20 protein-coding genes are annotated in these 21783 nt (G+C 73.3%); 6 read left to right on the forward strand and 14 right to left on the reverse strand.

Annotated elements, in window-relative coordinates:
- Positions 1-85: 85 nt before the first annotated feature.
- The 3 genes from AB0411_RS09340 to AB0411_RS09350 form a co-directional block, all read right to left on the reverse strand.
- Positions 86-796 carry a FadR/GntR family transcriptional regulator gene (locus AB0411_RS09340; RefSeq protein ID WP_366416650.1) on the reverse strand — a complete coding sequence of 237 codons (711 nt, stop codon included), beginning with the start codon at positions 794-796 and terminating at the stop codon, positions 86-88.
- 152 nt (positions 797-948) lie between these two features.
- On the reverse strand, positions 949-2445 hold the full coding sequence (gene lysA, locus AB0411_RS09345) for a diaminopimelate decarboxylase (RefSeq protein ID WP_366416651.1): 1497 nt from the start codon (positions 2443-2445) through the stop codon (positions 949-951).
- A 16-nt stretch (positions 2446-2461) separates the two neighbouring features.
- Positions 2462-2800 carry an SAV_915 family protein gene (locus AB0411_RS09350; protein WP_366416652.1) on the reverse strand — a complete coding sequence of 113 codons (339 nt, stop codon included), beginning with the start codon at positions 2798-2800 and terminating at the stop codon, positions 2462-2464.
- Positions 2801-3053: 253 nt separating this feature from the next.
- Between AB0411_RS09350 and AB0411_RS09355 the strand changes: the two genes are divergently transcribed.
- On the forward strand, positions 3054-4115 hold the full coding sequence (locus tag AB0411_RS09355) for a MerR family transcriptional regulator (protein WP_366416653.1): 1062 nt from the start codon (positions 3054-3056) through the stop codon (positions 4113-4115).
- Here the strand turns inward: AB0411_RS09355 and AB0411_RS09360 are convergent.
- Positions 4105-5025 (reverse strand): LysR family transcriptional regulator, encoded by a 921-nt coding sequence (locus AB0411_RS09360; RefSeq protein ID WP_366416654.1) that lies wholly within the window; start codon positions 5023-5025, stop codon positions 4105-4107. The genes AB0411_RS09355 and AB0411_RS09360 overlap by 11 nt on opposite strands.
- Before the next feature lie 442 nt (positions 5026-5467).
- On the opposite strand from AB0411_RS09360, the gene AB0411_RS09365 reads away from it, so the two are divergent.
- Both AB0411_RS09365 and AB0411_RS09370 read left to right on the forward strand, forming a co-directional pair.
- A complete protein-coding gene (locus AB0411_RS09365) occupies positions 5468-5644 on the forward strand; it encodes a hypothetical protein (protein ID WP_366416655.1) in 177 nt (58 codons plus the stop codon).
- An 8-nt stretch (positions 5645-5652) separates the two neighbouring features.
- The gene (locus AB0411_RS09370) at positions 5653-6399 is read left to right on the forward strand and encodes a rhomboid-like protein (protein ID WP_366416656.1); all 747 of its coding nucleotides are present in this window, start codon (positions 5653-5655) and stop codon (positions 6397-6399) included.
- Here AB0411_RS09370 and AB0411_RS09375 read toward each other — a convergent pair.
- The 9 genes from AB0411_RS09375 to AB0411_RS09415 form a co-directional block, all read right to left on the reverse strand.
- Complete coding sequence (locus AB0411_RS09375; protein ID WP_366416657.1) at positions 6387-7202, reverse strand: HAD family hydrolase; 816 nt, start codon at positions 7200-7202, stop codon at positions 6387-6389. The two genes, AB0411_RS09370 and AB0411_RS09375, sit on opposite strands and share 13 nt — an antisense overlap.
- The gene (gene serS / locus AB0411_RS09380) at positions 7199-8488 is read right to left on the reverse strand and encodes a serine--tRNA ligase (RefSeq protein ID WP_366416658.1); all 1290 of its coding nucleotides are present in this window, start codon (positions 8486-8488) and stop codon (positions 7199-7201) included. The genes AB0411_RS09375 and serS overlap by 4 nt, the downstream gene beginning before the upstream one ends.
- Before the next feature lie 750 nt (positions 8489-9238).
- Positions 9239-10165, reverse strand: a complete 927-nt coding sequence (gene pheA / locus AB0411_RS09385; RefSeq protein WP_366416659.1) for a prephenate dehydratase — start codon at positions 10163-10165, stop codon at positions 9239-9241.
- 136 nt (positions 10166-10301) lie between these two features.
- A complete protein-coding gene (gene efeB / locus AB0411_RS09390) occupies positions 10302-11663 on the reverse strand; it encodes an iron uptake transporter deferrochelatase/peroxidase subunit (RefSeq protein ID WP_366416660.1) in 1362 nt (453 codons plus the stop codon).
- On the reverse strand, positions 11663-13927 hold the full coding sequence (locus AB0411_RS09395) for a copper resistance CopC/CopD family protein (protein ID WP_366416661.1): 2265 nt from the start codon (positions 13925-13927) through the stop codon (positions 11663-11665). Before AB0411_RS09395 ends, efeB begins: the two co-directional genes overlap by 1 nt.
- Before the next feature lie 69 nt (positions 13928-13996).
- Positions 13997-14446: a copper chaperone PCu(A)C gene (locus AB0411_RS09400; RefSeq protein ID WP_366416662.1), complete on the reverse strand. Its 450-nt coding sequence runs from the start codon at positions 14444-14446 to the stop codon at positions 13997-13999.
- Positions 14443-15087 carry an SCO family protein gene (locus AB0411_RS09405; protein WP_366416663.1) on the reverse strand — a complete coding sequence of 215 codons (645 nt, stop codon included), beginning with the start codon at positions 15085-15087 and terminating at the stop codon, positions 14443-14445. Before AB0411_RS09405 ends, AB0411_RS09400 begins: the two co-directional genes overlap by 4 nt.
- 88 nt (positions 15088-15175) lie before the next feature.
- On the reverse strand, positions 15176-15943 hold the full coding sequence (locus tag AB0411_RS09410) for a YcnI family copper-binding membrane protein (protein ID WP_403146150.1): 768 nt from the start codon (positions 15941-15943) through the stop codon (positions 15176-15178).
- 157 nt (positions 15944-16100) lie between these two features.
- Entirely contained in the window at positions 16101-16958 is an 858-nt protein-coding gene (locus AB0411_RS09415; protein WP_366416665.1) for a hypothetical protein, read from the reverse strand.
- A 246-nt stretch (positions 16959-17204) separates the two neighbouring features.
- On the opposite strand from AB0411_RS09415, the gene AB0411_RS09420 reads away from it, so the two are divergent.
- The 3 genes from AB0411_RS09420 (at position 17205) to AB0411_RS09430 (ending at position 20098) form a co-directional block, all read left to right on the forward strand.
- Entirely contained in the window at positions 17205-17699 is a 495-nt protein-coding gene (locus tag AB0411_RS09420; RefSeq protein WP_366416666.1) for an ATP-binding protein, read from the forward strand.
- Between the two features lie 134 nt (positions 17700-17833).
- Positions 17834-19177 (forward strand): diacylglycerol/lipid kinase family protein, encoded by a 1344-nt coding sequence (locus AB0411_RS09425; RefSeq protein ID WP_366416667.1) that lies wholly within the window; start codon positions 17834-17836, stop codon positions 19175-19177.
- 273 nt (positions 19178-19450) lie between these two features.
- On the forward strand, positions 19451-20098 hold the full coding sequence (locus AB0411_RS09430; protein WP_366416668.1) for a TetR/AcrR family transcriptional regulator: 648 nt from the start codon (positions 19451-19453) through the stop codon (positions 20096-20098).
- A gap of 127 nt (positions 20099-20225) precedes the next feature.
- On the opposite strand, the gene AB0411_RS09435 is transcribed toward AB0411_RS09430, so the two are convergent.
- Complete coding sequence (locus tag AB0411_RS09435) at positions 20226-21686, reverse strand: aminopeptidase P family protein (protein WP_366416931.1); 1461 nt, start codon at positions 21684-21686, stop codon at positions 20226-20228.
- Positions 21687-21783 lie beyond the last annotated feature (97 nt).

The following is a 21783-nucleotide window of genomic DNA, read 5'->3' on the forward strand; positions in this document are numbered from 1 at the left end:
GCAGCGCGGGAGGGGAAGGGGGACGGCAGGCCGGAAGACGGTGTGGGGGAAGGAACCGTGCGGGAAGCGGCGGCGGCCCCGGGCCTCAGCGACCGGCCAGCAGGGCCTCCACGGCCTGTTTCGGCTTCTCCAGTACGACGCGGATGCTCCGCGCGGCCGCCTCCGGGTCGCCCGCCGCGATGGCCTCCATGACCGCGACATGATCGCCGTGCACGACCTTCGGCATCGCCCGGTCGCCGAGATAGCCGACCAGCGCTTCCCGTACGGAGCTGCTGAACCAGCCGTAGGTCGCCGTCAGCGCGGTGTTGTGCGCGGCCTCGACGACGGCCCGGTGGAAGGCGACGTCATGATCGGCGTAGAGCTCCAGGCTGCCGGAGGCGGGCTGCCCCTCCGCGTCCGCCAGCTCGGCCTGGGCCTCCAGGGCCGCCCGCATCCGCTCCAGGTCGGCGGGCTGGCGGCGCAGCGCGGCCAGCCGGGCGGCCTCCGCCTCCAGGGCGATGCGCAGCTCCAGTACGTCGCGGATACCGGCCCGTTGGACGCCGCGCATGATGTCGCCCGGGTCCGTGGTGGAGACGACGAAGGTGCCCTCGCCCTGCCGTGAGCGCAGCATCCCGGCGTGTACGAGCACCCGCACCGCCTCACGGACGGTGTTGCGGCCGACCTGGAGCTGTTCGGCGAGCGCATGCTCGGTGGGGATACGGGACCCCACCGGCCACTCGCCGGCCGTCAGCTGGGCCCGCAGGGCCTCGACCACGGTGTCCACGAGGGAGCGCCGTCCCGCCGCCCGCAGTGCCATCTCCGACGCGCCTCCCTCTTGCCCGGTCATCCTACAACTGATGCCTTCATCGTACACGGAAGTGAAGGGACGAGGGCCGCGGGGACGTGGCGGGGGCGGGGACGTGGCGGGGCGGGCCCGCGGGTTCCGTCGCCCCCGCGGGCCCGCCCGTCTCACAGCCCGATGTCCCGCTCCTGGATGTCCGCGAGGGATTCGCGCCGTACGAGGAGGCGGGCCCGCCCTCCGGCAACGGCGACGACCGGCGGCCGGCCGACGAGGTTGTAGCCGGAGGCCATGGAGAGGTGGTACGCGCCGGCCACGGGGACGGCCAGCAGATCGCCGGGACGCACGTCACCGGGCAGCGGGACGTCCGCGGCGAGCACATCGCCGGCCTCGCAGTGCCGTCCGACCACGGTGACCGGCTCCGGTGCGGCGGTCGGGCGGCGGCCGATCAGGCGCGGCGCATAGCGCACCCCGTACAGCGCCGGCCGCGGGTTGTCGCTCATCCCGCCGTCCACCGCCACGAAGGTGTGCGCACCGGTCCGTTTGACCGACAGCACCCGGTAGAGGACGACACCGGCCGGGCCCACGATGGCGCGGCCGGGTTCGACGGCGAGCCGGGGCACGGGCAGTCCGGCCGCCGCGCAGCCGCGGGCCAGTTCGGCGCGGATCCGGTGGCCGAGCGAGGCCAGGTCGAGCGTGGGCTCGCCGGGGCGGTAGGCGATGCCGTGGCCGCCCCCGAGGTCCAGCTCGGGCAGGGTGAGCCCGTGCTGCTCGTGAATCCGGGCCAGCAGCCCTATCAGCCGTCGTACGGCCGACAGATAGGGCTTGACGGTGGTGATCTGCGAGCCCAAGTGGCAATGCAGGCCGACGAGTTCGAGGCACGGCTGGCCGAGCACCCGCGTGATGGCGTGCTGCGCGGAGCCGTCGGCGAGGGACAGTCCGAACTTCTGGTCGTCGGTCCCCGTACGGATCTTGGCGTGGCCGCCGGCGGCGATGCCCGGCACGACCCGGACGAGCACCCTCTGCCGGCTGCCCGCGGGGACCGCCGCGGCCAGCCGGGCGATCTCCGAGGTGCTGTCGATGACGATCCGGCCGACGCCGAGCCGCAGCGCGGCCTGCAGGTCGGCCGGGCTCTTGGCGTTGCCGTGCAGCACGATCCGTTCGGGCGGGAACCCGCTGGTGACGGCCAACTCCAGCTCGCCCGCGGAGCAGACGTCCAGGCCGAGCCCCTCCTCCCGCACCCAGTGCACCATGGCGCGGCACAGGAACGCCTTGGCCGCGTAGCAGACGTCGGTGCCGGGGAACGCCCGGAGATAGGCGCGGCAGCGGTCGCGCACCTCGGCCTCGTCCAGGACGTAGGCCGGGGTGCCGAAGCGGTCGGCGACCTCGGTGAGCGGGACGCCCGCCACGGCGAGGTCGTCGTCGACCGCCGCGGTGGACCCGGGCCAGACGGACAGCGGATCGGTGGGGGACGGCGGATCGGCGGCGGGCGGTGACGGGGCGCCGGACGGCGACGCGGTGACGGACGGCGGCGTGCCGGCGGTCGGCGACGCGGTGACGGACGCGGCGGCCGGGGACGTGGTCGCCACGGCAGCCGTCGCCACGAGGGCGGTCGGCGACGGGGCGCCCGGTCTGGGGGCGGTCCGGGGCAGGGCGCGATGGCTCATGACGGTGGCTCCTCCCTCAACCGGCCCGTAGGTGCTGACCGGCGACGGCCCGTAGGTGTGGGACACCGGGGGTGCCCGGGGCGAACCGCGGATCGACGGTCAGGACCCTCGCTCCGACGGGTTCGGCCAGCGCACGCAGCGCGGGCTCGGAGAGCCTGATCCAGGGCTGGTCGCTGCCGAGGGCGGCGGCGAGCCGCTGGAGCGAGGTGAAGCCGACGGCGGTACGGCCGCCGAGCGGAGTGCGGAACAGGCGGGCCGTGCAGCCCGCGGGGCCCGACCGGACAGGGACGAAGAGAAGTCCGGCCGGGACACGATCGGCAGGTTCGGGGTCTTCCGCGTACAGAAGGTGGGACACGGCGTTGCTCCTCGCACGGGACCACGGCCCCGGACCAGTGGGAATCGCGTATGCCGGGGCTCGGCCCTGACGCTATTCCCGGGGAACGGGGGACCCGGACGGCCCCTGACGCGTCATTGACGGGTTGTGGGCGCTACTTGACGCGATGCTGCTGCCCGGTGGCCGACTGTGCGGCGGTGGTGACGCCGGGCGCGGTCCATGGCATGCCGCCCTTGACCTTGACACTGTGGAAAGCACTCCACTGGAAGGCGTCATGTTCAGCATCGGAGATTTCGCCCAGTACGGCCGTGTGTCGGCCCGCATGCTGCGCCACTACGACGCGATCGGACTGCTGCGTCCGGCCCGTACCGACCCCGTCAGCGGCTACCGCTTCTACGAGGCGGCCCAGCTCGCCCGGCTCAACCGCATCATCGCGCTCAAGGACCTCGGATTCAGCCTTCAGCAGGTGCGGGCGATGCTGGCCGAGGAGGTGAGCGTGCCGGAGCTGCGCGGCATGCTCCGGCTGCGCCGGGCGGAGCTGGAAGCCGCGCTGACGGCGGCGGGCGCACGGCTGGCCCAGGTCGAGGCGAGGCTCCGGACGATCGAGAGCGAGGGACGCATGTCTGCCGACGATGTGGTGGTCAAACGCACCGAGACGGTACTGCTCGCGGAGCTGAGCGGGCGGGCCGCCGGTTACGCACCCGAGGAGATCGGGCCGGTCATCCAGCCGCTCTACGGCGAACTCTGCCGACTGCTGGAGTCGGCCGGGGTGACCCCCGCGGGACCGGGACTGGCGTACTACGAGCCGGCCCCGACGCCACCGGAGACACCGGAGACGTCTGCGACACCACCGACACCACCGACACCACCGACACCGGACCCAGCACCAACGAGCCCGGCGACCGCCCCCACCCCACCAGAGAACAACCCCACCAACCCCACCGACGCCCGCAACGCCCCCTGCGACCACGGCACTCCCCCCACCACCGAAGCCGTCCTCGTCCACGCAGGGATGGTCATCACCCAGGAAGCGCTGGCCAGGGCCGGCGTCACCCTCGACGCCCCATCAGCCTCCGGCACCCCTACGTCCTCCACCACCCCCACACCCACCGGTCTCGGCTTCGACGTCGTCACCCTCCCCGCCCTCGACTGCGCCGCCACGGTGGTGCACCGCGGCCCGATGAGCCGGATCCTGCCGACCGCCCAGAACCTCGCGCACTGGATCGACGCCAACGGCTACCGCTCCGCCGGATACGCCCGCGAGCTGTATCTGGAGTGCCCGCCGGACCAGGAGGACTGGGTCACCGAGATCCAGGAGCCGGTGGTCAGGGCCTGAGGCGCTCCCTGCCGTCGCCGCCCAGGCACGCCGTGACCGTCTCGGCGAACGCCACCGCCGCCGGGCTCAGCGCCTCCCACTGGCGTACCGCCCAGCCGGTGGCCAGTGGGGGCAGCGCGGCGATCGGGACCAGCCGCAGCGCCGGATGGGCGGAGGCGTGCAGGCCCGGCAGTTGGGGGACGACCGCAGGGCCGACGCCGAGTTCGGCGAGCAGCAGGGCGGTGTCCCAGTCGGCGACGCTGGTGGTGCTCGGCGGCGGCACGGGACCGGCTTCCCGGTGGCCGAGGTGACCGTCGAGGCGCATACGGGAGGTGGAGTTCTCCGGCAGCCGGATGTGCCGGATGCCGGCCAGTTCCTCGGGCTCGATCCGCTCCCGGCCGGCGAGCGGGTCGTCGGCACGTACGGCGAGCACCCAGGGCAGCCGGACCACCGGATGCTGCTCGATGCCGCGCACCGGCGGACCGAGGGTGATCCAGGCCAGCTCGGAGCTGCCGTCCGCGACGGCCTCGAAGCAGCGGCGGCTGGAACTCTCCGTCTGGAACTCCAGGTTGACCTGCGGATGGCGGGCGCGGAAGGCGACCACCGCGTCGGCCATGAAGTGCCGGACGGTCGTGGCGCCGGTGGTCACCCGGACCGTCCCGCCGTCCCCCGCGCGCAGATCGGCCAGCCGGCGCAGCGCCAGGTCGAGCCCGTCGATGCCGTCCGAGGCGGCGCGGTGCAGGATCCGGCCCGCCTGGGTCGGCGCCACCCCGCGCGGCCGGCGCTCCAACAGGCCGATGCCCGCCTCCCGTTCGAGGCGCCTGACGCGCTGGCTCACGGCCGACTGGGTGCATCCGAGGTCGCGGGCGACGGCGCTGAGACTGCCCGCCTCGCACACGGCCACGAAGACGCGCAGATCATCGAGGGTCACCCGGGTACGGTAGCCGCCAACCCAAGCTCTTCCTAAGGGATTTGGAAGGAAACCCGAGGATTGACTTGGGTATACGGACACCGCGAAGATCGCTGCAGGGCCCAGGGCGGCAACCCGGAACCACACACGGCCGTACGGTTCCGGGTGCCGACCCGCGCAGCGCAGCACCGACCCACGCCGGCCGTGCCCGGCAGTGGCTTCGCCCCGCTCGCGCGTCCTCCCTGCCACAGCCGCCACAGCCGCCACAGCCGCCGCAGCCGCCGCAGCCGCCGCAGCCGCCGCAGCCGCCGCAGCCGCCGCAGCCGCCGCAGCCGCCGCAGCCGCCGCAGCCGCCGCAGCCTCCGTGGCCTCCCGAGCCGCCGGGCCACGAGCCGCCGCGCCGCCCGTTCTCCCGGCCGCCGAACTCCCTGCGGGGCCGTCCGGCACGCGTTAGCCTCGAATGGTGACAACAGACGGGATGTCCGGCAGGCCGGTACGGGGGAGAGCCACCGGCCACCCCGTCCATGGCTCCCGCTCCGCCGGCTTCGATGCGCTCGGCCGGCGCCGCCTGGACGCGCTCGGCCGTGCCGGCCGGACGCCGCCCGAACTCGCCCCCGTCGCCCCCGGACGCCGCCCGTGAAGCCGCTGATGCAGCCACCGCGCGGCGGCTGCCGGCCGTACAGCGGCAACCCCGTGGCCTGGGTGAAGGACTGGGTGCGCAGCAGTCCGGGGACCCACATCTGGCTGTTGGTCATCGGTGTCACCAGCCTGGTGATCGCGTCCGCGTCCGAGGGGCTGGGGCAGTTCCTCGTCCACCGCACCAGCAGCAACATCCACGAGCTGAACGAGCATCCGCTGCCGTCGCTGCTGATCAGCGGCTTCTGGATCGAGCGGCCCGGGTCCTTCGTGCTCTATGCGGCGCTGTTCGAGCTGGTGCATGCCAACGTGGAGCGCTGGATGGGCAGCGGGCGCTGGCTGCTGACCGTCGGCGGCGCGCACATCGCCGCGACCCTCGCCAGCCAGGAACTCGTCCTGCTGGCCATCGAGGGGCACCGGCTGCCGCGTTCGATGACCCATGTCGTGGACATCGGGGTCTCCTACGGGCTGGCCGCGGCCGCCGGTGTGCTGACGTACCGGCTGCGGCCGCCCTGGCGCTACGGCTACCTCTGCGGTGTGCTGGTCTTCTTCGCCGTCCCGTTGCTGACCGGGGCTTCCTTCACCGACTTCGGTCATGCCATCGCCCTGGTCATGGGCTTTGCGGCCTGGCCGCTGACCCCGGCGGCGGCCGTCGGGGAGCAACCGCGGCACGACGAGCGGCCCGTGGGACCGGGCCGACAGGCCGCGCAGCCGCCCCCGGATCCGGAGCCGGACCCGGGGAGCCGTCAGGAGCGGTAGAGGCGCTCCAGCACCACCGCGACGCCGTCCTCCTCGTTGGAGGCGGTGACTTCGTGCGCGACGGCCTTCAGTTCGTCATGGGCGTTGGCCATCGCCACCCCGCGGGCGGCCCAGGCGAACATCGGGATGTCGTTGGGCATGTCGCCGAAGGCCACGGTGTCCTTGGCGGTGACGCCCAGCCGGCGGGCGGCCAGGGACAGCCCGGTGGCCTTCGTCAGGCCCAGCGGCAGCAGTTCGACGATGCCCTCGCCGGCCACCGTCACGCCGACCAGGTCCCCGGCGACCTGACGCGCGGCCAGCGCCAGCGCGTCGTCGTCCAGGGTCGGATGCTGGATGTAGACCTTGTTGAGCGGGGCCGCCCACAGCTCGCCGGGGTCGTCCATCAGGACGTTCGGCAGCGGGCCCTCCTGGACGCGGTAGCCGGGGCCGACCAGCACCTCGCCCTCCAGGCCGTCCCGGCTCGCCGCCAGATGCAGCGGACCGACCTCCGCCTCGATCTTGGCCAGCGCGAGACCGGCCAGCTGGCGGTCCAGCGTCACCGAGGTCAGCAGGCGGTGCTCACCGGCGTGGTAGACCTGGCCGCCCTGTCCGCACACCGCGAGGCCCCGGTAGTCCAGGAGGTCGAGGATGTGCCGGGTCCAGGGCACGGCCCGGCCGGTGACGACGATGTGTGCCGCGCCCGCCGCGGTGGCCGCGGCGAGCGCCTGGCGGGTGCGCTCGGAGACGGTCTCGTCGTGGCGCAGCAGCGTCCCGTCGAGATCCGTCGCGATGAGCTTGTACGGCAGCGGAGCAGGTGCGCTCACTTGGCGACGGGCTCCAGGATCTCCCGGCCGCCCAGGTAGGGGCGGAGCACCTCGGGGACGCGCACGGAGCCGTCCGCCTGCTGGTGGTTCTCGAAGATCGCCACGATCGTGCGCGGGACGGCGCAGAGCGTGCCGTTGAGGGTCGCCAGCGGCCGGACCTTCTGCTTGCCCTCGACCGTCTCGCGCATCCGCACGGACAGCCGCCGCGCCTGGAACTCGTCACAGTTCGAGGCGGAGGTCAGCTCGCGGTACTTGCCCTGGGTGGGGATCCACGCCTCGCAGTCGAACTTGCGGGAGGCCGAGGCGCCGAGGTCGCCGGTGGCGACGTCGATGACCTGGAACGGCAGCTCCAGGCCGGTCAGCCACTGCTTCTCCCAGTCCAGCAGCCGCTGGTGCTCGGCCTGGGCGTCCTCCGGCGCGACGTAGGAGAACATCTCCACCTTGTCGAACTGGTGGACCCGGAAGATGCCGCGGGTGTCCTTGCCGTAGGTGCCGGCCTCGCGGCGGAAGCACGGGGAGAAACCGGCGTAGCGCAGCGGCAGCTTGGCGCCGTCCACGATCTCGTCCATGTGGTACGCGGCGAGCGGGACCTCGGAGGTGCCGACCAGGTAGTAGTCGTCCTTCTCCAGGTGGTAGACGTTCTCCGCGGCCTGGCCGAGGAAGCCGGTGCCCTCCATGGCGCGCGGGCGCACCAGGGCGGGGGTCAGCATCGGCGTGAAACCGGCCGCGGTGGCCTGCGCGATGGCGGCGTTGACCAGCGCGAGCTCCAGCAGCGCGCCGACGCCCGTGAGGTAGTAGAAGCGGGAGCCGGACACCTTGGCGCCGCGCTCGACGTCGATGGCGCCGAGCAGCTCGCCGATCTCCAGGTGGTCCTTGGGCTCGAAGCCCTCGGCGCCGAAGTCGCGGATCGTGCCGTGCGTCTCGAGGACGGTGAAGTCCTCCTCGCCGCCGACGGGGACGTCGGGGTGGACGAGGTTGCCGAGCTTCTGCAGCAGCGCCTGCGTCTCGTCCTTGGCCTCGTCCTGCGCGGCGTCGGCGGCCTTGACGGCGGCGGCCAGCTCACCGGCCTTCTTCAGCAGCACGGCCTTCTCGTCGCCGGCGGCCTTGGGGATGAGTTTGCCGAGCGCCTTCTGCTCGGCGCGCAGCTCATCGAAGCGGACGCTGGACGACCTGCGCCGCTCGTCGGCGGAGAGAAGCGCGTCGACGAGTGCGACGTCCTCTCCACGGGCGCGCTGGGACGCGCGCACACGGTCGGGGTCCTCACGGAGCAGGCGAAGGTCAATCACCCCACCAGGCTACCGGGCCCCGCCCCGCCCCTCGACGCGATATTCCCCGGCATGTCGTTTTGCCCGTTTTGAGCCGTTTATTCCTCTGGGGGCGGGAGAAGAAAAGGCGGGGGAATTCGCGTCCATTCCGTGCTGCGGGGTGGCCGGGAAGGGAGTCTTCGGGGGGCGGTCGGCGGGAGACTTCCCGGCGGGCGGCGGAGGTCTTCGCGGTGTCCGTCACGAGATCTTCGCAGTGTCCGTGATGGGGCTTTCGCGGCCGGGGCCCGGGTGATCCACGGTGTGGAAAGCGGGAGTTGGGCGGGCGTCGGGCGGGCCCCGGAGCGGCCCGCGGGGCTCCGGTTATCCCCGGGGAACCCCTGGTTGTCCACAGGGGGCGAGGGATTCCGGATTGTTATCCACAGGCTGTGTGTGAGATCTGTGGAAGTCGGAGTAGATCATTCCGCTCCCGAAATGCTCGGCTATGGAATCCCTGTCCAAACCCCGTTCACGCACTCTTTCGTGTGGGATTACCTCGCCCTAAAGGATTGATCGCGCGAATTGTGCTGACGGTGTCCGACGTGGGGCACTGTGGAGGGGTGTGCGGTCAGTAGGGCGATATGTCGACTCTGTCCGATTCTCATGTCGACTTACCCACAGGTCGAGAACCGGGCCTGTGGATAACTTTGTGGATAACCCACAGCCCTTCCAAAGCCGCAGGTCGTGCTGTTCCGCAGGGCCCGCCGACGGGGCCGCGGAACGCCGGTGTCCGGCTCAGCCCCGCCCGTCCATGCAGCGCGCCAGCCAGTCCGACGCCTCGCTGAACGCCGTGTCCGTCATCGTCCGCCGCACGGCCGGCGGCACCTCGTCGGCGCGCGGGTAGGAGCCGAGGAACCGCACCTCGCGGCAGATCCGCTTGAGGCCCATCAGCACCTCGCTGACCCGGCGGTCGGTGACATGCCCCTCGCAGTCCACGGAGAAGCAGTAGCGGCCGATGCCCTCGCCGGTCGGCCGGGACTCGATCCGCATCATGTTCACCCCGCGCACCGCGTACTCCTGCAGCAGTTCGAGGAGCGCGCCGGGGTGGTCCTCGGCCAGCCACAGCACGACCGAGGTCTTGTCGGCGCCGGTGGGCGACGCGGGCCGGGCCGGGCGGCCCACCAGCACGAAGCGGGTGGCCGCGTTCTGCGCGTCATGGATGTCGGTGACCAGCGGCTCCAGCCCGTAGGTCGCCGCCGCGAACTCGCCCGCGAAGGCGCCGTCGTAGCGGCCCTCCTGCACCAGCCGCGCGCCGTCGGCGTTCGAGGCCGCCGACTCCCATACCGCCTCCGGGAGTTGGGCCGCCAGCCACTTGCGCACCTGCGGCTGGGCGACGGGGTGCCCGGTCACCGTCTTCACGTCTCCGAGCGGAGTGCCGGGGCGCACCAGCAGCGCGAAGGCGATCGGCAGCAGCACCTCGCGGTAGATCATCAGCGGCTCGCCGGAGGCCAGTTCGTCGAGGGTGGTGGTCACCCCGCCCTCGACGGAGTTCTCGATCGGCACCAGCGCGGCGGCGGCCTCACCGGCACGCACCGCGTCCAGTGCGGCCGGCACCGACACCATCGGCACCAGCTCGCGGGTCGCCGCCTCGGGAAGGGTGCGCAGCGCAGCCTCCGTGAACGTGCCCGCGGGGCCGAGATAGGTATAGCGGCTGGCCGACATGGATGAGGACTCCCTCGCGTGACTGCGGGGGCACCCCGCCGATCTTCTCCCTGTCCTGCCACGATACCCAGCCCGGCGGAGCCCGGGGCGGGTCTTCCCCGCCGGCCCCTCCCGGGGCCGCACGCCGGGGCGGCCCTCAGCCCTCCAGCAGCGGCCGGCCCACGTAGTCGCCCGGATCGGCGGCCGGGGGCACCGCGTACAGCCCGCTCGCCTCGTGCCGCAGGAACGGCGACAGCGCGTCGCCGCGGTCCAGCTTCCGCTGGATCTGGGTGAAGGCACGCAGCGGGTCGGCCTGCCAGCAGACGAAGAGCAGTCCGGCGTCCGGGGCGCCGTCCTCCCGGAACCCGTCGTGGAAGGAGAAGGGACGGCGCAGCATCGCCGCGCCCTGGTTGGACTCCGGGGCCGCGATCCGCGCGTGCGCATTGGCCGGGATGACCGGCTGCCCGTCGGGGCCGCTCGCGTCGAGCCGCATCGGGGTGGTCTCGGAACCGCCGGTCAGCGGCGCACCGCTGTCCTTGCGGCGCCCGATGACCCGCTCCTGTTCGTGCCGGGAGCGCTTCTCCCAGTCGTCCAGCAGCATCCGGATCCGGCGGACGACGGCGTACGAGCCGCCGCGCATCCACTCCTGGTCGGCGTCCGGGCCCACGAAGATCCGCTCGTCGAAGTCCCGGTCCGACGGCTCGGGGTTGTTGGTGCCGTCGATCTGGCCCATCAGATTGCGTGCGGTCATCGGGCGCGCGGTGGCGCCCGGCGTGCGGTTGAAGCCGTTCATCTGCCAGCGCAGCCGCGCGGTGCCGGCCGCGTCCTTCTGCAGCGCGCGCAGGGCGTGGAAGGCGACCAGCGCATCGTCGGCGCCGATCTGTATCCACAGGTCACCGTTGCTGCGCCCGGGGTCCAGCGCGTCGGCCGAGAAGTCGGGCAGCGGGTCGAGCTGTACGGGGCGCCGCTTCGTCAGGCCCGTACGACCGAAGAAGCTGTGGCCGAAGCCGAAGGTGACGGTCAGCGAGGAGGGGCCCGCGTCGAGCGCGACCCCCGTGTCGGCGTCCGGCGTGCGCCCGGCCATCAGCTCCTCGGCCGTCCGCGACCAGCGGCGCAGCAGCGCGGCGGCCGTCTTGCGGTCCGCGTCCGGCGCCAGGTCGAAGGCGACGAGATGCCCCGTGGCCTGCAGCGGGGTGGTGATCCCCGCCTGCTGCCCGGCGCGCGCCGTCCGGAAGGGGACCTCGGTCGAGCCGATGCTGGTCAGGGCCTTGGCGGCGTCCTTCGGGGCGGACTGTGCCGCGGAGACGCCGAGGGCGCCGCCGGCCCCGCCGGCGACCAGCCCGGCCGCGCCCGCCGCGCCGACGGTGCCGAGCAGCCGGCGGCGGGAGAACTCCGGGGAGGGGGAGCCGTCGGCCCCGGGCGCCGGTGCGGGCACGGCCGCCGCCCCGCCCTGACCGGCGGACCGGGCGCCCGGGGCCTTCTTCCCGGGTGCCTTCTTGCTGGACGTCTGCTTGCTCATCAGCCGATCTTCACGTTCTTGAACTCGGTCACCTGGTCGATGTCGGAGGTCCGGACGAGCAGCGAGAGCCGCCACTGCCCGGGGACCGGCAGCTGGACGCCGTCCGCGCGCCAGTGTCCCTTGCCGACGTGCTTCGGGACGATGGGCAGCGGCCCGATCTTCTTGGCCTTCTGGGTGAAGGAGACCTTCACCTCGGGCACGTCGACCGCCTTGCCCGACGCGTCCGAGATCCGCAGCCGCAGCGCGTTGGCGCTGCCGCTGCGCCCCGGGTCGAGGTCGAGGCGGGCGGTGCCCTTGCCGTCCTGCCCGCCGGTGTCGAACGGGATGGTCAGCACCTGCGGCCGGTTGGCCGCGGTGGACTGCCCGCCCGAGGTGGCCTTGACCGCCTCTTCCGTACGGGCCGGTTCGGTGGCGGTCAGCACCGTGGTCACCACCAGTAGGACGGCGGCGACCGACGCCTCGGCCAGCACGGACCGGCGCAGCCCCAGCCGCTCCGGATCGGCATCGCGCTCCCGCTTGGCCCGCGCGGTGCGCAACGCGGCCTGCTGACGGGCGAGTTGGGCGGCGCGGGCGGGGTCGGGACTCTCGTCCGGGGCCGGTGCCTTGTCCGCTGCCCGGTCCGGCGTTCCGTCCGGGGCCGGGGCCGGCGTTCCGTCCGCTGCCCTCTCCGGCGTGGCGCCGGGGTGCTGCGCGGGGGCGGAAGGGGCGGCGGCAGAAGCCGAAGGCGAAGCGGACGCCGCGCCGGCCGTGGCCGAGGCGCCGACGGCCGCCTTCTCCGCTTCCCGGTCCCCGTCCGCCGCGGCGCCTTCCTCGGCCCGGGCGTCCGACTCGGCCTGCGTGCCCTTGCCGGCCTGCGCGTCCGTGACGTCCTCGGCCTCCTGGGCCGCCGGGGCCCGCGCCTCCTGGGCCCCGGACGAACGGTCAGCGGCCGCCCGGGCCTCCGCCAGCCGCCCGGTCCACCGCCGCGACACCCAGGCGAGCCCGACGAGCACCACGACCAGGCCCACCTTGAGCAGCAGCAGCTTGCCGTACGTGGTGTCGGTCAGCGCACGCCAGGTGCCGACCTGCCGCCACGACTGGTAGAGGCCGGTGGCCACCAGCACCAGCACGGAGCCGAACGCGATCCGCGAGAAGCGGCGTACGGCGGTCCGCTCGACGGGCGGGCCCCAGTACAGGGACACCAGCAGCGCCGCCAGCCCGCCGAGCCAGGTGGCGACCGCGAGCAGGTGCAGCACATCGACCGGCATCGCGACGGCGGACTGCAGACCGGTCGAGGCGTGTTCGGCCAGCGCCCAGGTCGCGGCGAGCCCGCCGCCGACGAGCACCCCGCCGCACGCGAGCCCGAAGGTGAGGTCCCGGTGCCGCCTGGCGCGTTCGGCGGCGTCCCCCACCGCCTCCCCGGCGGCAGCCGCCTCCCGCTCCCCGTCGTCCGCGTCCGCCACCGGCTCCTGCAGCCGCGCGTACGTCCCGAAGAGCACCGCCACGAACAGCGCCGCCGCGGCGAGCAGCAGCAGCCGGGAGACCAGGGCCGCGCCCGGCTTGGTGACCAGGACCTGCTGGAGGCCGCCGAGGTCGAAGACGTCGGTGAGGTCGCCGGACCCGGTGTACGGGGAGCGCAGCAGCAGCATGGCGACGGTGGTGCCGGTCAGCAGCGCCCACCCCTGGACCACCAGCCGCTGCACGGACCGTACGAGGGACGCGGCGGGCCGGCAGGCCACCACGAAGGCGGAGCCGCCGACGAGCAGCACGAATCCGGCGTAGGCGAGGTAGCGGGCGACCCCGTAGAGCGCCCCGACCGGACCGCCGCCGGCCTGCTGCTGGGACACCGCCGCGCTGGTCTTGGAGGGCGCGCCGACCGAGAAGGTGAAGGCGCCGGAGACGGGGTGGCTGTCGGCGGAGACCGCCTGCCAGGAGACGGTGTACGTGCCGTCGCCGAGCCCCGGCGGCAGCCCCGCGCCGTATTTGACGACGCTGTCGCTGCACAGGTTGCGCAGCTTGCCGCGGTCCACCCGTTTGCCCCGCGGATCCAGCACCCGGATCGAGTCGTCGCCCATCGCGACGCCCTCGGAGAAGGTGAGCGTCACCTGCTCGGGGGCGTGGTCCACCACCGAGCCCTGCGCCGGGGTGCTCCCGGTCAGCGCGGCGTGCGCCGAGGCCGGAGCGGCGCCGCCGAGCCCGCCGATCAGCGCGCCGGCCAGCGCCACCGCGACGACCAGCAGGCGCAGCACGGCGGACCGTCGCGGCCCGAGCCCGGTGGTGACCATAGTGATCGCTCCCCTTACTCCCGTTGTCCGTTGTCCCTGGAACCGGTGCGGTTCTTCTCCGGCCCCCTGCTACTTCTTCGGCGCGTAGGTGACGGCCTTCACCGGGACCGTGACCTTGACCGGCCCGGCGGTGGCGAAGTGCAGTTCGAGGGTCACCTTGTCGCCCTCGGCCGGCTTCTTCTTCAGCCCCATGAACATCAGGTGGTTGCCGCCGCGGCTGAGCCGGAGCTCGCCGCCCGCCGGTATCGCCAGCGAGTCGACCTGCTCCATCTTGGTGCCGACCGTCTTGTGGAGCGTGATGTCCTTGGACAGGTCGCTGGTGACCGAGGTGAGCTTGTCCCCGGTGCCACCGCTGTTCTTGACGGTGAAGTAGGCGCCGGCCATGTTCTGGTCGACGGGCTGCGGCATGTACGGGTCGGCGACCTTGAGCTGCGGTGCGCCGTCCGCACCACCGCAGCCCGCCAGCGCGAGAGAGGCGGTCAGGGCGAGGGCGGCGGCGAGGGTGGTGCGGCGGTTCACGGGTTCTGCCCCTTGACGATCTTCGGAAGTGCCTTGGTGTAGTTGTCGGAGGTCGCCTCCTGCATGCCCATCCAGTGGATCTTGTCGTCCTTGGGGGAGCTCAGCAGGACCTGCGCGCCGTGGGTGGAGACGACATCGCCGTTCTTCTTCTTGACCGGCTTCTCGATGCCGATGTTCACGCTGCGCGCGCCGGCCTGGATGGTGTCGAACTTGCCGGTCAGGCCGGTGAAGTCCTTGTCGATGCCGCCGAGCCACTTCTTGAGCGCGGCCGGGGTGTCCCGTTCCGGGTCGGAGGTGACGAAGACGACCCGCAGGTCCTTGCGTTCGGCCGGCGGCAGCTGCTTCACCGCGACCGCGATGTTGGCCATCGTCAGCGGGCAGACGTCCGGGCAGTTGGTGTAGCCGAAGTAGATCAGCGTCGGGTGGCCCTTGGTCTTCTCCAGCAGGTCGTACTTCTTGCCGCTGGTGTCGGTCAGGACGAGATCCGGCTTCTCGATGGGGCTGTCGAGGGTGACGATCGGCTTGGCGGTGGTGCCGCCGGAGACCTCGGCGGCGGGCTTGCCGTCGTCGTCGTTGCAGGCGGTCAGGCTGAGAGCCGCGGCCGCCGCGAGGGCGGACGCGAGCAGGGTCCTTCGGTGCATTGCAGATAAATCCCGTGTCTTTGTATCCCGTTTGTCCGGGAATGGGGTGGGCGGGCCGGCGTGGGTCGGACGCCGGCCCCGCCGGTGATCAGGCGCTGCGGCGCCGGCCGGCGAACACGCCGAAGCCGACTCCGATGATGCCGACGACGATGCCGATGGCGCCCAGAACGCGCGCCGTGGTGTCACTGGCGGACGCGTCCGAGGCGGCGGCCGTGCTCTTCATGCCGGTGGTGGCACCGCTCTTGTCGTCCGCGCCGGCGGCGCCGTGGCCGTCCTCCTCGGCCGGGCCGAGCTTGAGGACCGGCGCCGGGTTCTCCGGCTCCGGGCCGCCCTCCTTCGTCGGCTCGATCCAGCGCACGACCTCCTTGTCGTCGTACGTCTGGAGGGCCTTGAAGACGACCTGGTCGGCGTCCTTGGGCAGCTGGCCGACGGAGACCGGGAACTGCTGGAACTGGCCGGGCTCCACGCCCTTGCCGTCGGCGGTCCAGGTGATCTTCGAGGGCGCCTCGGTGATCTTCTCGCCCTCCATCTCGATCGGCTTGGCGAGCTTGGCCTTGGTGACCGAGACCTTCCAGCCGGGCACCGGCTGCGGCATCACGGACGCCAGCGGGTGGTCGGTGGGCAGCGTGACCTCGAGCTTCACCGTCGAGGCGTCGTCCTTCTCGTTGGGCACCTTGAAGTTGACGGTCGCAAAGCCGCCCTTGGCGGCCGGGCCCGCGGGCTGCACGCTGACGTGCGCAAAGGCCGGGCCGGCCAGCAGCAGCACACTGCCGGCCGCGGCGGCCCCCACGAGCGGCAGCCGCCGGGCGAGCCGGCGCCGGGACGACACGTCCGACTGCTGCTGCGACTTCGCCATCTTCGAAATCTTCGACATCGGAAAACACTCCACAGGGAGGAGAAGGTGCGGGTGACGGTTCGGTGGCGCACGTGCGACGACGGCGCGTGAGCCCGTACCCCCTCCTATGCCTGCAGGGCATGGGAGGAGCCCCCACGTGGGAGCGTGCTTCGCGTCGTCAGGCCGCGAGGGCCAGGGAGGCCAGGGAGGGGGGCCCTCGCCTGGTCACACTGTGGTGGAGTGCGAGGTTCTTCGGGCCGGGTTTGTCATCCCCGTACGAAACGGGGGCGCGCAGCGCATCGTCGTGCGCCGTTCCCAGGCCTGTGAGCAGGGCACGAACCAGGGCGAGTGCCCCGCGCACCGCGCCGATCAGCGCCTGCACCGCGAGCTCGTACGCCGGGGCCGACAGCCGGACCAGCCGCCACAGGGCGGCCTCGCCCCGCCGCAGCAGCCAGCCCACCGCGAGCGCGGCCAGCAGGTGTCCCAGCAGCATGGGCAGCGACGGCAGCAGACCGTGCGTCATCGCGGGGTCGGCGGCGGTCGCGCCACCGGCCGTCCCGGGCCCTGCCGGACCGGCGATCTTGGCGGCGGAGGCCGCGTCGAAGCCGCCCGAGCCCAGGATCCGCCGCGCCTCGGCGCCGTCCACCCGCCCGGCGCCGAGCCCGCAGCTCACATGCCGGGCGAGGGCGACCGCCGCCCGGTCCGAGAGCCCGCCGTCACCGGACCCGCTTCCTCCGCCGCGCGTCATGGCGGTCATCGGAAGCTGGCTCCAGGCGAACAGCGCGTGCAGGGCGAGCTGCCCGACGGCGAGACCCGCCGCGATGCCCGGCAGCGAGCGCTCCCGCCCGGCCAGCGGCGCCGCGACCGCGAACACCGCGGCCGCCGCGACCCCCAGCGTCCACAACGGGACGGTGGCGCACGAGGCGGCGATGTGGGCGCCCGTGGACAACGCGACACAGACCGCGGTGAAGACCGCGGCCCTCAACAGCCGGAGATCGGCGGCTGCGCGCGCTGTGGAGGCGGGCGGTGGAGTCATGGCCGCGCCATCATCCCACTGGCCCGGCGGGCGACCTACGGCAGGGCGCGCCGGGAGGGCGCCCCGCCCGGTGTCCAGGGAGGCCGGAGGGGCGCGCGGCAGCGCATGGGCGGCGCTCCGCCTACACCGATGCGCTCGTTGTTCGCATCCGCCGAATGAGCGGTATCACGTCCCGGACATGCTTACGGACCTTGGGGCGCGGCAATAGGTATCGATATGTCGAGCCGCGGCCAGGAGGCTGGAGCGATGAGCATCTGGTGGTCACTCCATTTGCGGCGTGAGGCTGCGAGCGTGCCGCTGGCCCGTCGTCTGCTGCTGGGCACGATGGAGACGGCGGGCGTCGACCCGGACATCTGTTACGACCTTGCGGTGGCCCTCTCCGAGGCCTGCGCGAACGCCGTCGAGCACGGCGGCGACGCCGCCACCGAGGACTACCGCGTCACGGCCTACATCGACGGCGACACCTGCCGCATCGAAGTCACCGACTCGGGCCCCGGCTTCCGCCACCGCCCCGCGTCCGCCGCTCCGCCCCATACCGCGGACCGCGTCCACCCGCCGGCCCCCGTGCCCACCCCCGCTCAGGCTCCCGCCTTCGCGGAGGACGGCCGGGGGCTCTTTCTGATCGAGGCGCTGACCGACCACGTCCGCTACCGCAACCGCACGGGCCGTCCCGGCGCGGTCGTCAGCTTCGACAAGATCCTCAAGTGGCGGGAGGGCGCGGCGCTGCCGATGGCGTCCTGACCGGCCGGGCGGGGGACGGCGGGCCCGGGGCCGGCCGGCACCACAGCGGAGGGGAACCGGAGCGGTGGCAGCCGAGCCCGCGCTCCCCGGGGCGCGCCCGGACCGCCCGGGCGCCATGACCGCCAGGAGTCCCCATGGGCACGGACGCCGCCGCACGCGACCGGAAGGCACAGCGCAGGGCCGCGCGGCTGGCCCTGGCCGCCGCGGCCGCGGCCGCCCTGGTCCTGCTGGTGTTCGCCGGGCTCAGCAGCCTCGTCCTTCTGGGCGCGGGAGCGGCCGGGCTCGTGATCACCGCCGCGGGCCTGTGGTGGGCGCTGGCGCGGCGCGGACTCCTGCGGCTGCTGGCGGGCACACTGGCCGCCGCGGCCCCGGTCGCCGTGCTCGCGCTCTACGTCTGGGCCGGTCTGCTGTGGGTGGTGGTCGTCTCGCTCGGCCTGTGGGCGCTGGCACTCTCCGCCGGAGGGGCCGCGCTCGGCCGGGACCCCCGGCCGGACCGCGCCCCCGAGGTCCGGGCCGCTCCGCCCCGGCGCCCGTTCCTGATCATGAATCCCCGCTCGGGCGGCGGAAAGGTGGGCGCCTTCCGCCTCAAGGAGCGGGCGGAGGAACTCGGCGCCCGGGTGCACCTGCTGGACACCGCCCGCCACGAGGACGTGGTCGCCCTCGCGCGCGGCGCCGTCGAGGCGGGTGCCGACCTGCTGGGCGTCGCGGGCGGGGACGGCACCCAGGCGAAGGTGGCCGGGGTGGCGGCCGAACACGGCATCCCGTTCATGGTGATCTCCGCCGGCACCCGCAATCACTTCGCCCTCGACCTCGGGCTGGACCGGGACGACCCCGCGAGCTGCCTCGACGCCCTGACCGACGGCGTCGAACTCCGCGTCGACCTCGGCTTCGTGGGCGGGCGGGCCTTCGTCAACAACGCGTCCTTCGGGACCTACGCGGCCGTCGTGCAGAGCCCCGCCTACCGCGACGACAAGGTGCGGACCGTCCTGGCGATGCTGCCCGACCTGCTGACGCACCAGCGCGGCCCGCGCCTGACCGTGCGCGCCGCCGGCACCGTCGTCGACGCGCCCCAGGCGATCCTGGTCAGCAACAACCCCTACCGCATGGGCGACCCGGCCGGGCTGGGGCGGCGGGAGGAGCTGGCTTCGGGCGTCCTCGGGGTCCTGGCCCTCACGGTCGACAACGCGGCACAGGCGGCCGGCATCCTGCGCGGCCGGCACGGGCGGGGCCTGACCGCGCTCACCGCCGGGGAGGTCGTCGTCGATGCCGACGAGCCCGAGATCCAGGCCGGTGTCGACGGCGAGGCCCTCACCCTGCCGGTCCCGGTGCGCTGCTGGATCAGGCCGCGGGCGCTGCGCGTGCGGGTACCGCGGCACCGTCCCGGGGTGCCGCGGGCGAAGCCCCCGATGGACTGGCGGCGGCTGCGCGGCCTCGCGCTGGGAAGGGAGCGGCCTGCCACGGGCCGGAGCGGCACCTAGGGGACGCGGCCGGACCGGGCGGCCAGGGCCGGGGGCATGCTGCGGGATGTCCGCGTATGAGGTGTCAATCCGGGCTAACATCAGCAGTCGGAAAACTGGCTGGAAACTGCCCCTGAGGATGGCGGGCAGCGCGGTCTCGCGGTGAGAGAACCTCCCCCGCGGCGTCCCCTGTCCCTGCGAGACCAGCGCGCACCATAACTAACGCGAAGTTGATCGCGTTAGTCTTTCCCGGACAATACTTGGCGTGAACCCGCACTGCAATACGGAGCCGTCGTGACGACAGCGCACCATGCCCCGGGCGAGACCAGACCCGGCGGTCGCACCGCCCGTACCCGCCAGGCCGTATTGACCGCTGTGTTCGAGGAGTTGGGCGACGGCGGCTTCGCCGGACTGACCATGGAGAAGGTCGCCCAGCGCTCGGGAATTCACGTCGCGACGCTCTACCGCCGGTGGCGCTGCACCGAGGGCCTGGTGTGCGATCTGCTGACCTACCTGAGTTCCGATGTGCCGCTGCCCGACTCCGGCACCCTGCCCGGGGACCTCCAGGAACTCGCCCGCTCGATAGCCGCCTTCTACGGGGAGGCGCGCAGGCGCCGGCTCATCGAGGCGGTGGTCTCCGCCGCGGCCCGCGACCCCCAGGCGGCGGGGGTGCTGCGGTCCTTCTTCGACGAACGGCTCGCGCTGGCCGGGCGGATGGTGCAACGGGCCGTCGAGCGCGGCGAGCTGCCCGCCGACACGGACCCGGAGAAGGTGATGTCGGCGCTCGGCGCGCCCTTCTACTACCGGATTCTGATCGCCCGTCGCCCGGTCGACCAGGACCTCGCCGCGTCCGCCGCCACCGCCGTCTGGGCGGCGGCCCGGGCCGGCGCCTACGGGCGCGCGGAGGACGGTCCCGCGAACGGCGCGTCCCCCGGCGGCTGATGCCACCGGGGGACGCGGGAGCGGGCAACGGGCGCCGCGCACCGGGCCGTTCGGCCCCGCGCGACGGGCGCGTGTGGTCCTCGCTCCCCGGGCTGCGGCGGGCGCACGGCCCGCCGCAGCCCGCCCGCTACCTGCCCAGCAGGCCCGCCATCCAGGCCTCGACCTCGTCCGACCGCCGCGGCAGCGCGGCCGACAGGTTCCGGTTGCCGTCGTCCGTCACGAGGATGTCGTCCTCGATCCGGACGCCGATGCCGCGGTACTCCTCGGGGACCGTCAGGTCGTCCGCCTGGAAGTACAGACCGGGCTCGACGGTCAGCACCATGCCGGGCTCCAGGGTGCCGTTGACGTAGTGCTCGGTGCGGGCCGCCGCACAGTCGTGGACGTCCAGGCCGAGCATGTGGCCGGTGCCGTGCAGGGTCCAGCGGCGCTGCAGCCCCAGCTCCAGCACGCGCTCGACCGGGCCCTCGACCAGGCCCCACTCGACCAGCTTCTCGGTGAGCACCCGCTGCGCCGCGTCGTGGAAGTCGCGGTAGGCGGCGCCCGGCTTGACCGCCGCGATGCCCGCCTCCTGCGCCTCGTACACCGCGTCGTAGATCGTGCGCTGGAGGTCGCTGTAGCGGCCGTTGACCGGCAGGGTGCGGGTGACGTCCGCGGTGTAGAGGGTGTGGGTCTCCACGCCGGCGTCCAGCAGGAGCAGGTCGCCGGAGCGCACCTCGCCGTTGTTGCGGACCCAGTGCAGGGTGGTGGCGTGCGGTCCGGCGGCGCAGATCGAGCCGTAGCCGACGTCGTTGCCCTCGACGCGGGCGCGCAGGAAGAACGTGCCCTCGATGTAGCGCTCGCTGGTCGCCTCGGCCTTGTCCAGGACCTTGACGACGTCCTCGAAGCCGCGGACGGTCGAGTCGACGGCCTTCTGCAGTTCGCCGACCTCGAACGCGTCCTTGACCGCACGCGCCTCGGAGAGGAAGACGCGCAGCTCCTCGTCGCGCTCGGCGGTGACCTTGTCGGTCAGCGCGGCCTCGATGCCGGCGTCATGGCCGCGCACCACGCGGACCGGGCCGGTGGCCTCCTTGAGCGTGCCGGCCAGCTCGCGGACGTCCTTGCACGGGACGCCGAGCAGCGCCTCGGCCTCGTCGAGGCTGTGGCGCCGGCCGACCCACAGCTCGCCCATGCCGTCGAGCCAGAACTCGCCGTTCTCGCGGTTGGAGCGGGGCAGCCGGTGGAGCGTCGCCCGGTGCCCGTCCTTCGTGGGCTCCAGGACCAGGACGCTGTCGTCGGTCTGGTCGCCGGTGAGGTAGACGTACTCCGTCGCGGCGCGGAAGGCGTACTCGGTGTCGTTGGAGCGGGTCTTCAGGTTGCCCGCCGGGATCACCAGGCGCTCGCCGGGGAAGCGCGCGGAGAGCGCGGCGCGGCGGCGGGCGGCGTGCGGGGCCTGCTCGATCGGCTGCAGGTCGCGCAGCTCGGTGTCGGCCCAGCCGCCCTTCATGTTCTCCGCGAGCTCATCCGAGACGCCCGGGTAAAGGCCGTTCTTGCGCTGCTTGATCGGCTGCTCGTCCTCGTCCGGGGTCTCCGGCGTGAGCTCGTCGGTCACCATGCCTCCTTTTAAGAGTGAACCGCATTCCATCGTATGTGCGGATCGAAAGCGGTCCAGGGGCAAAAAGGTGTGACCTGTCCGGCACGGCGGTTCC

The organism is Streptomyces angustmyceticus, from assembly GCF_040701845.1.
GTDB classification, from domain to species: Bacteria; Actinomycetota; Actinomycetes; order Streptomycetales; family Streptomycetaceae; genus Streptomyces; species Streptomyces angustmyceticus_A.

Coding starts and splice junctions, on each gene's coding strand:
- efeB (WP_366416660.1), bottom strand. CDS start 11,663: ATGAGCAAGCAGACGTCCAGCAAGAAGGCACCCGGGAAGAAGGCCCCG.
- AB0411_RS09420 (WP_366416666.1), top strand. CDS start 17,205: ATGAGCATCTGGTGGTCACTCCATTTGCGGCGTGAGGCTGCGAGCGTG.
- AB0411_RS09370 (WP_366416656.1), top strand. CDS start 5,653: ATGCAGCCACCGCGCGGCGGCTGCCGGCCGTACAGCGGCAACCCCGTG.
- pheA (WP_366416659.1), bottom strand. CDS start 10,165: ATGTCGGCCAGCCGCTATACCTATCTCGGCCCCGCGGGCACGTTCACG.
- AB0411_RS09355 (WP_366416653.1), top strand. CDS start 3,054: ATGTTCAGCATCGGAGATTTCGCCCAGTACGGCCGTGTGTCGGCCCGC.
- AB0411_RS09415 (WP_366416665.1), bottom strand. CDS start 16,958: ATGACTCCACCGCCCGCCTCCACAGCGCGCGCAGCCGCCGATCTCCGG.
- AB0411_RS09340 (WP_366416650.1), bottom strand. CDS start 796: ATGGCACTGCGGGCGGCGGGACGGCGCTCCCTCGTGGACACCGTGGTC.
- AB0411_RS09395 (WP_366416661.1), bottom strand. CDS start 13,927: ATGGTCACCACCGGGCTCGGGCCGCGACGGTCCGCCGTGCTGCGCCTG.
- AB0411_RS09410 (WP_403146150.1), bottom strand. CDS start 15,943: ATGGCGAAGTCGCAGCAGCAGTCGGACGTGTCGTCCCGGCGCCGGCTC.
- AB0411_RS09405 (WP_366416663.1), bottom strand. CDS start 15,087: ATGCACCGAAGGACCCTGCTCGCGTCCGCCCTCGCGGCGGCCGCGGCT.
- AB0411_RS09425 (WP_366416667.1), top strand. CDS start 17,834: ATGGGCACGGACGCCGCCGCACGCGACCGGAAGGCACAGCGCAGGGCC.
- lysA (WP_366416651.1), bottom strand. CDS start 2,445: ATGAGCCATCGCGCCCTGCCCCGGACCGCCCCCAGACCGGGCGCCCCG.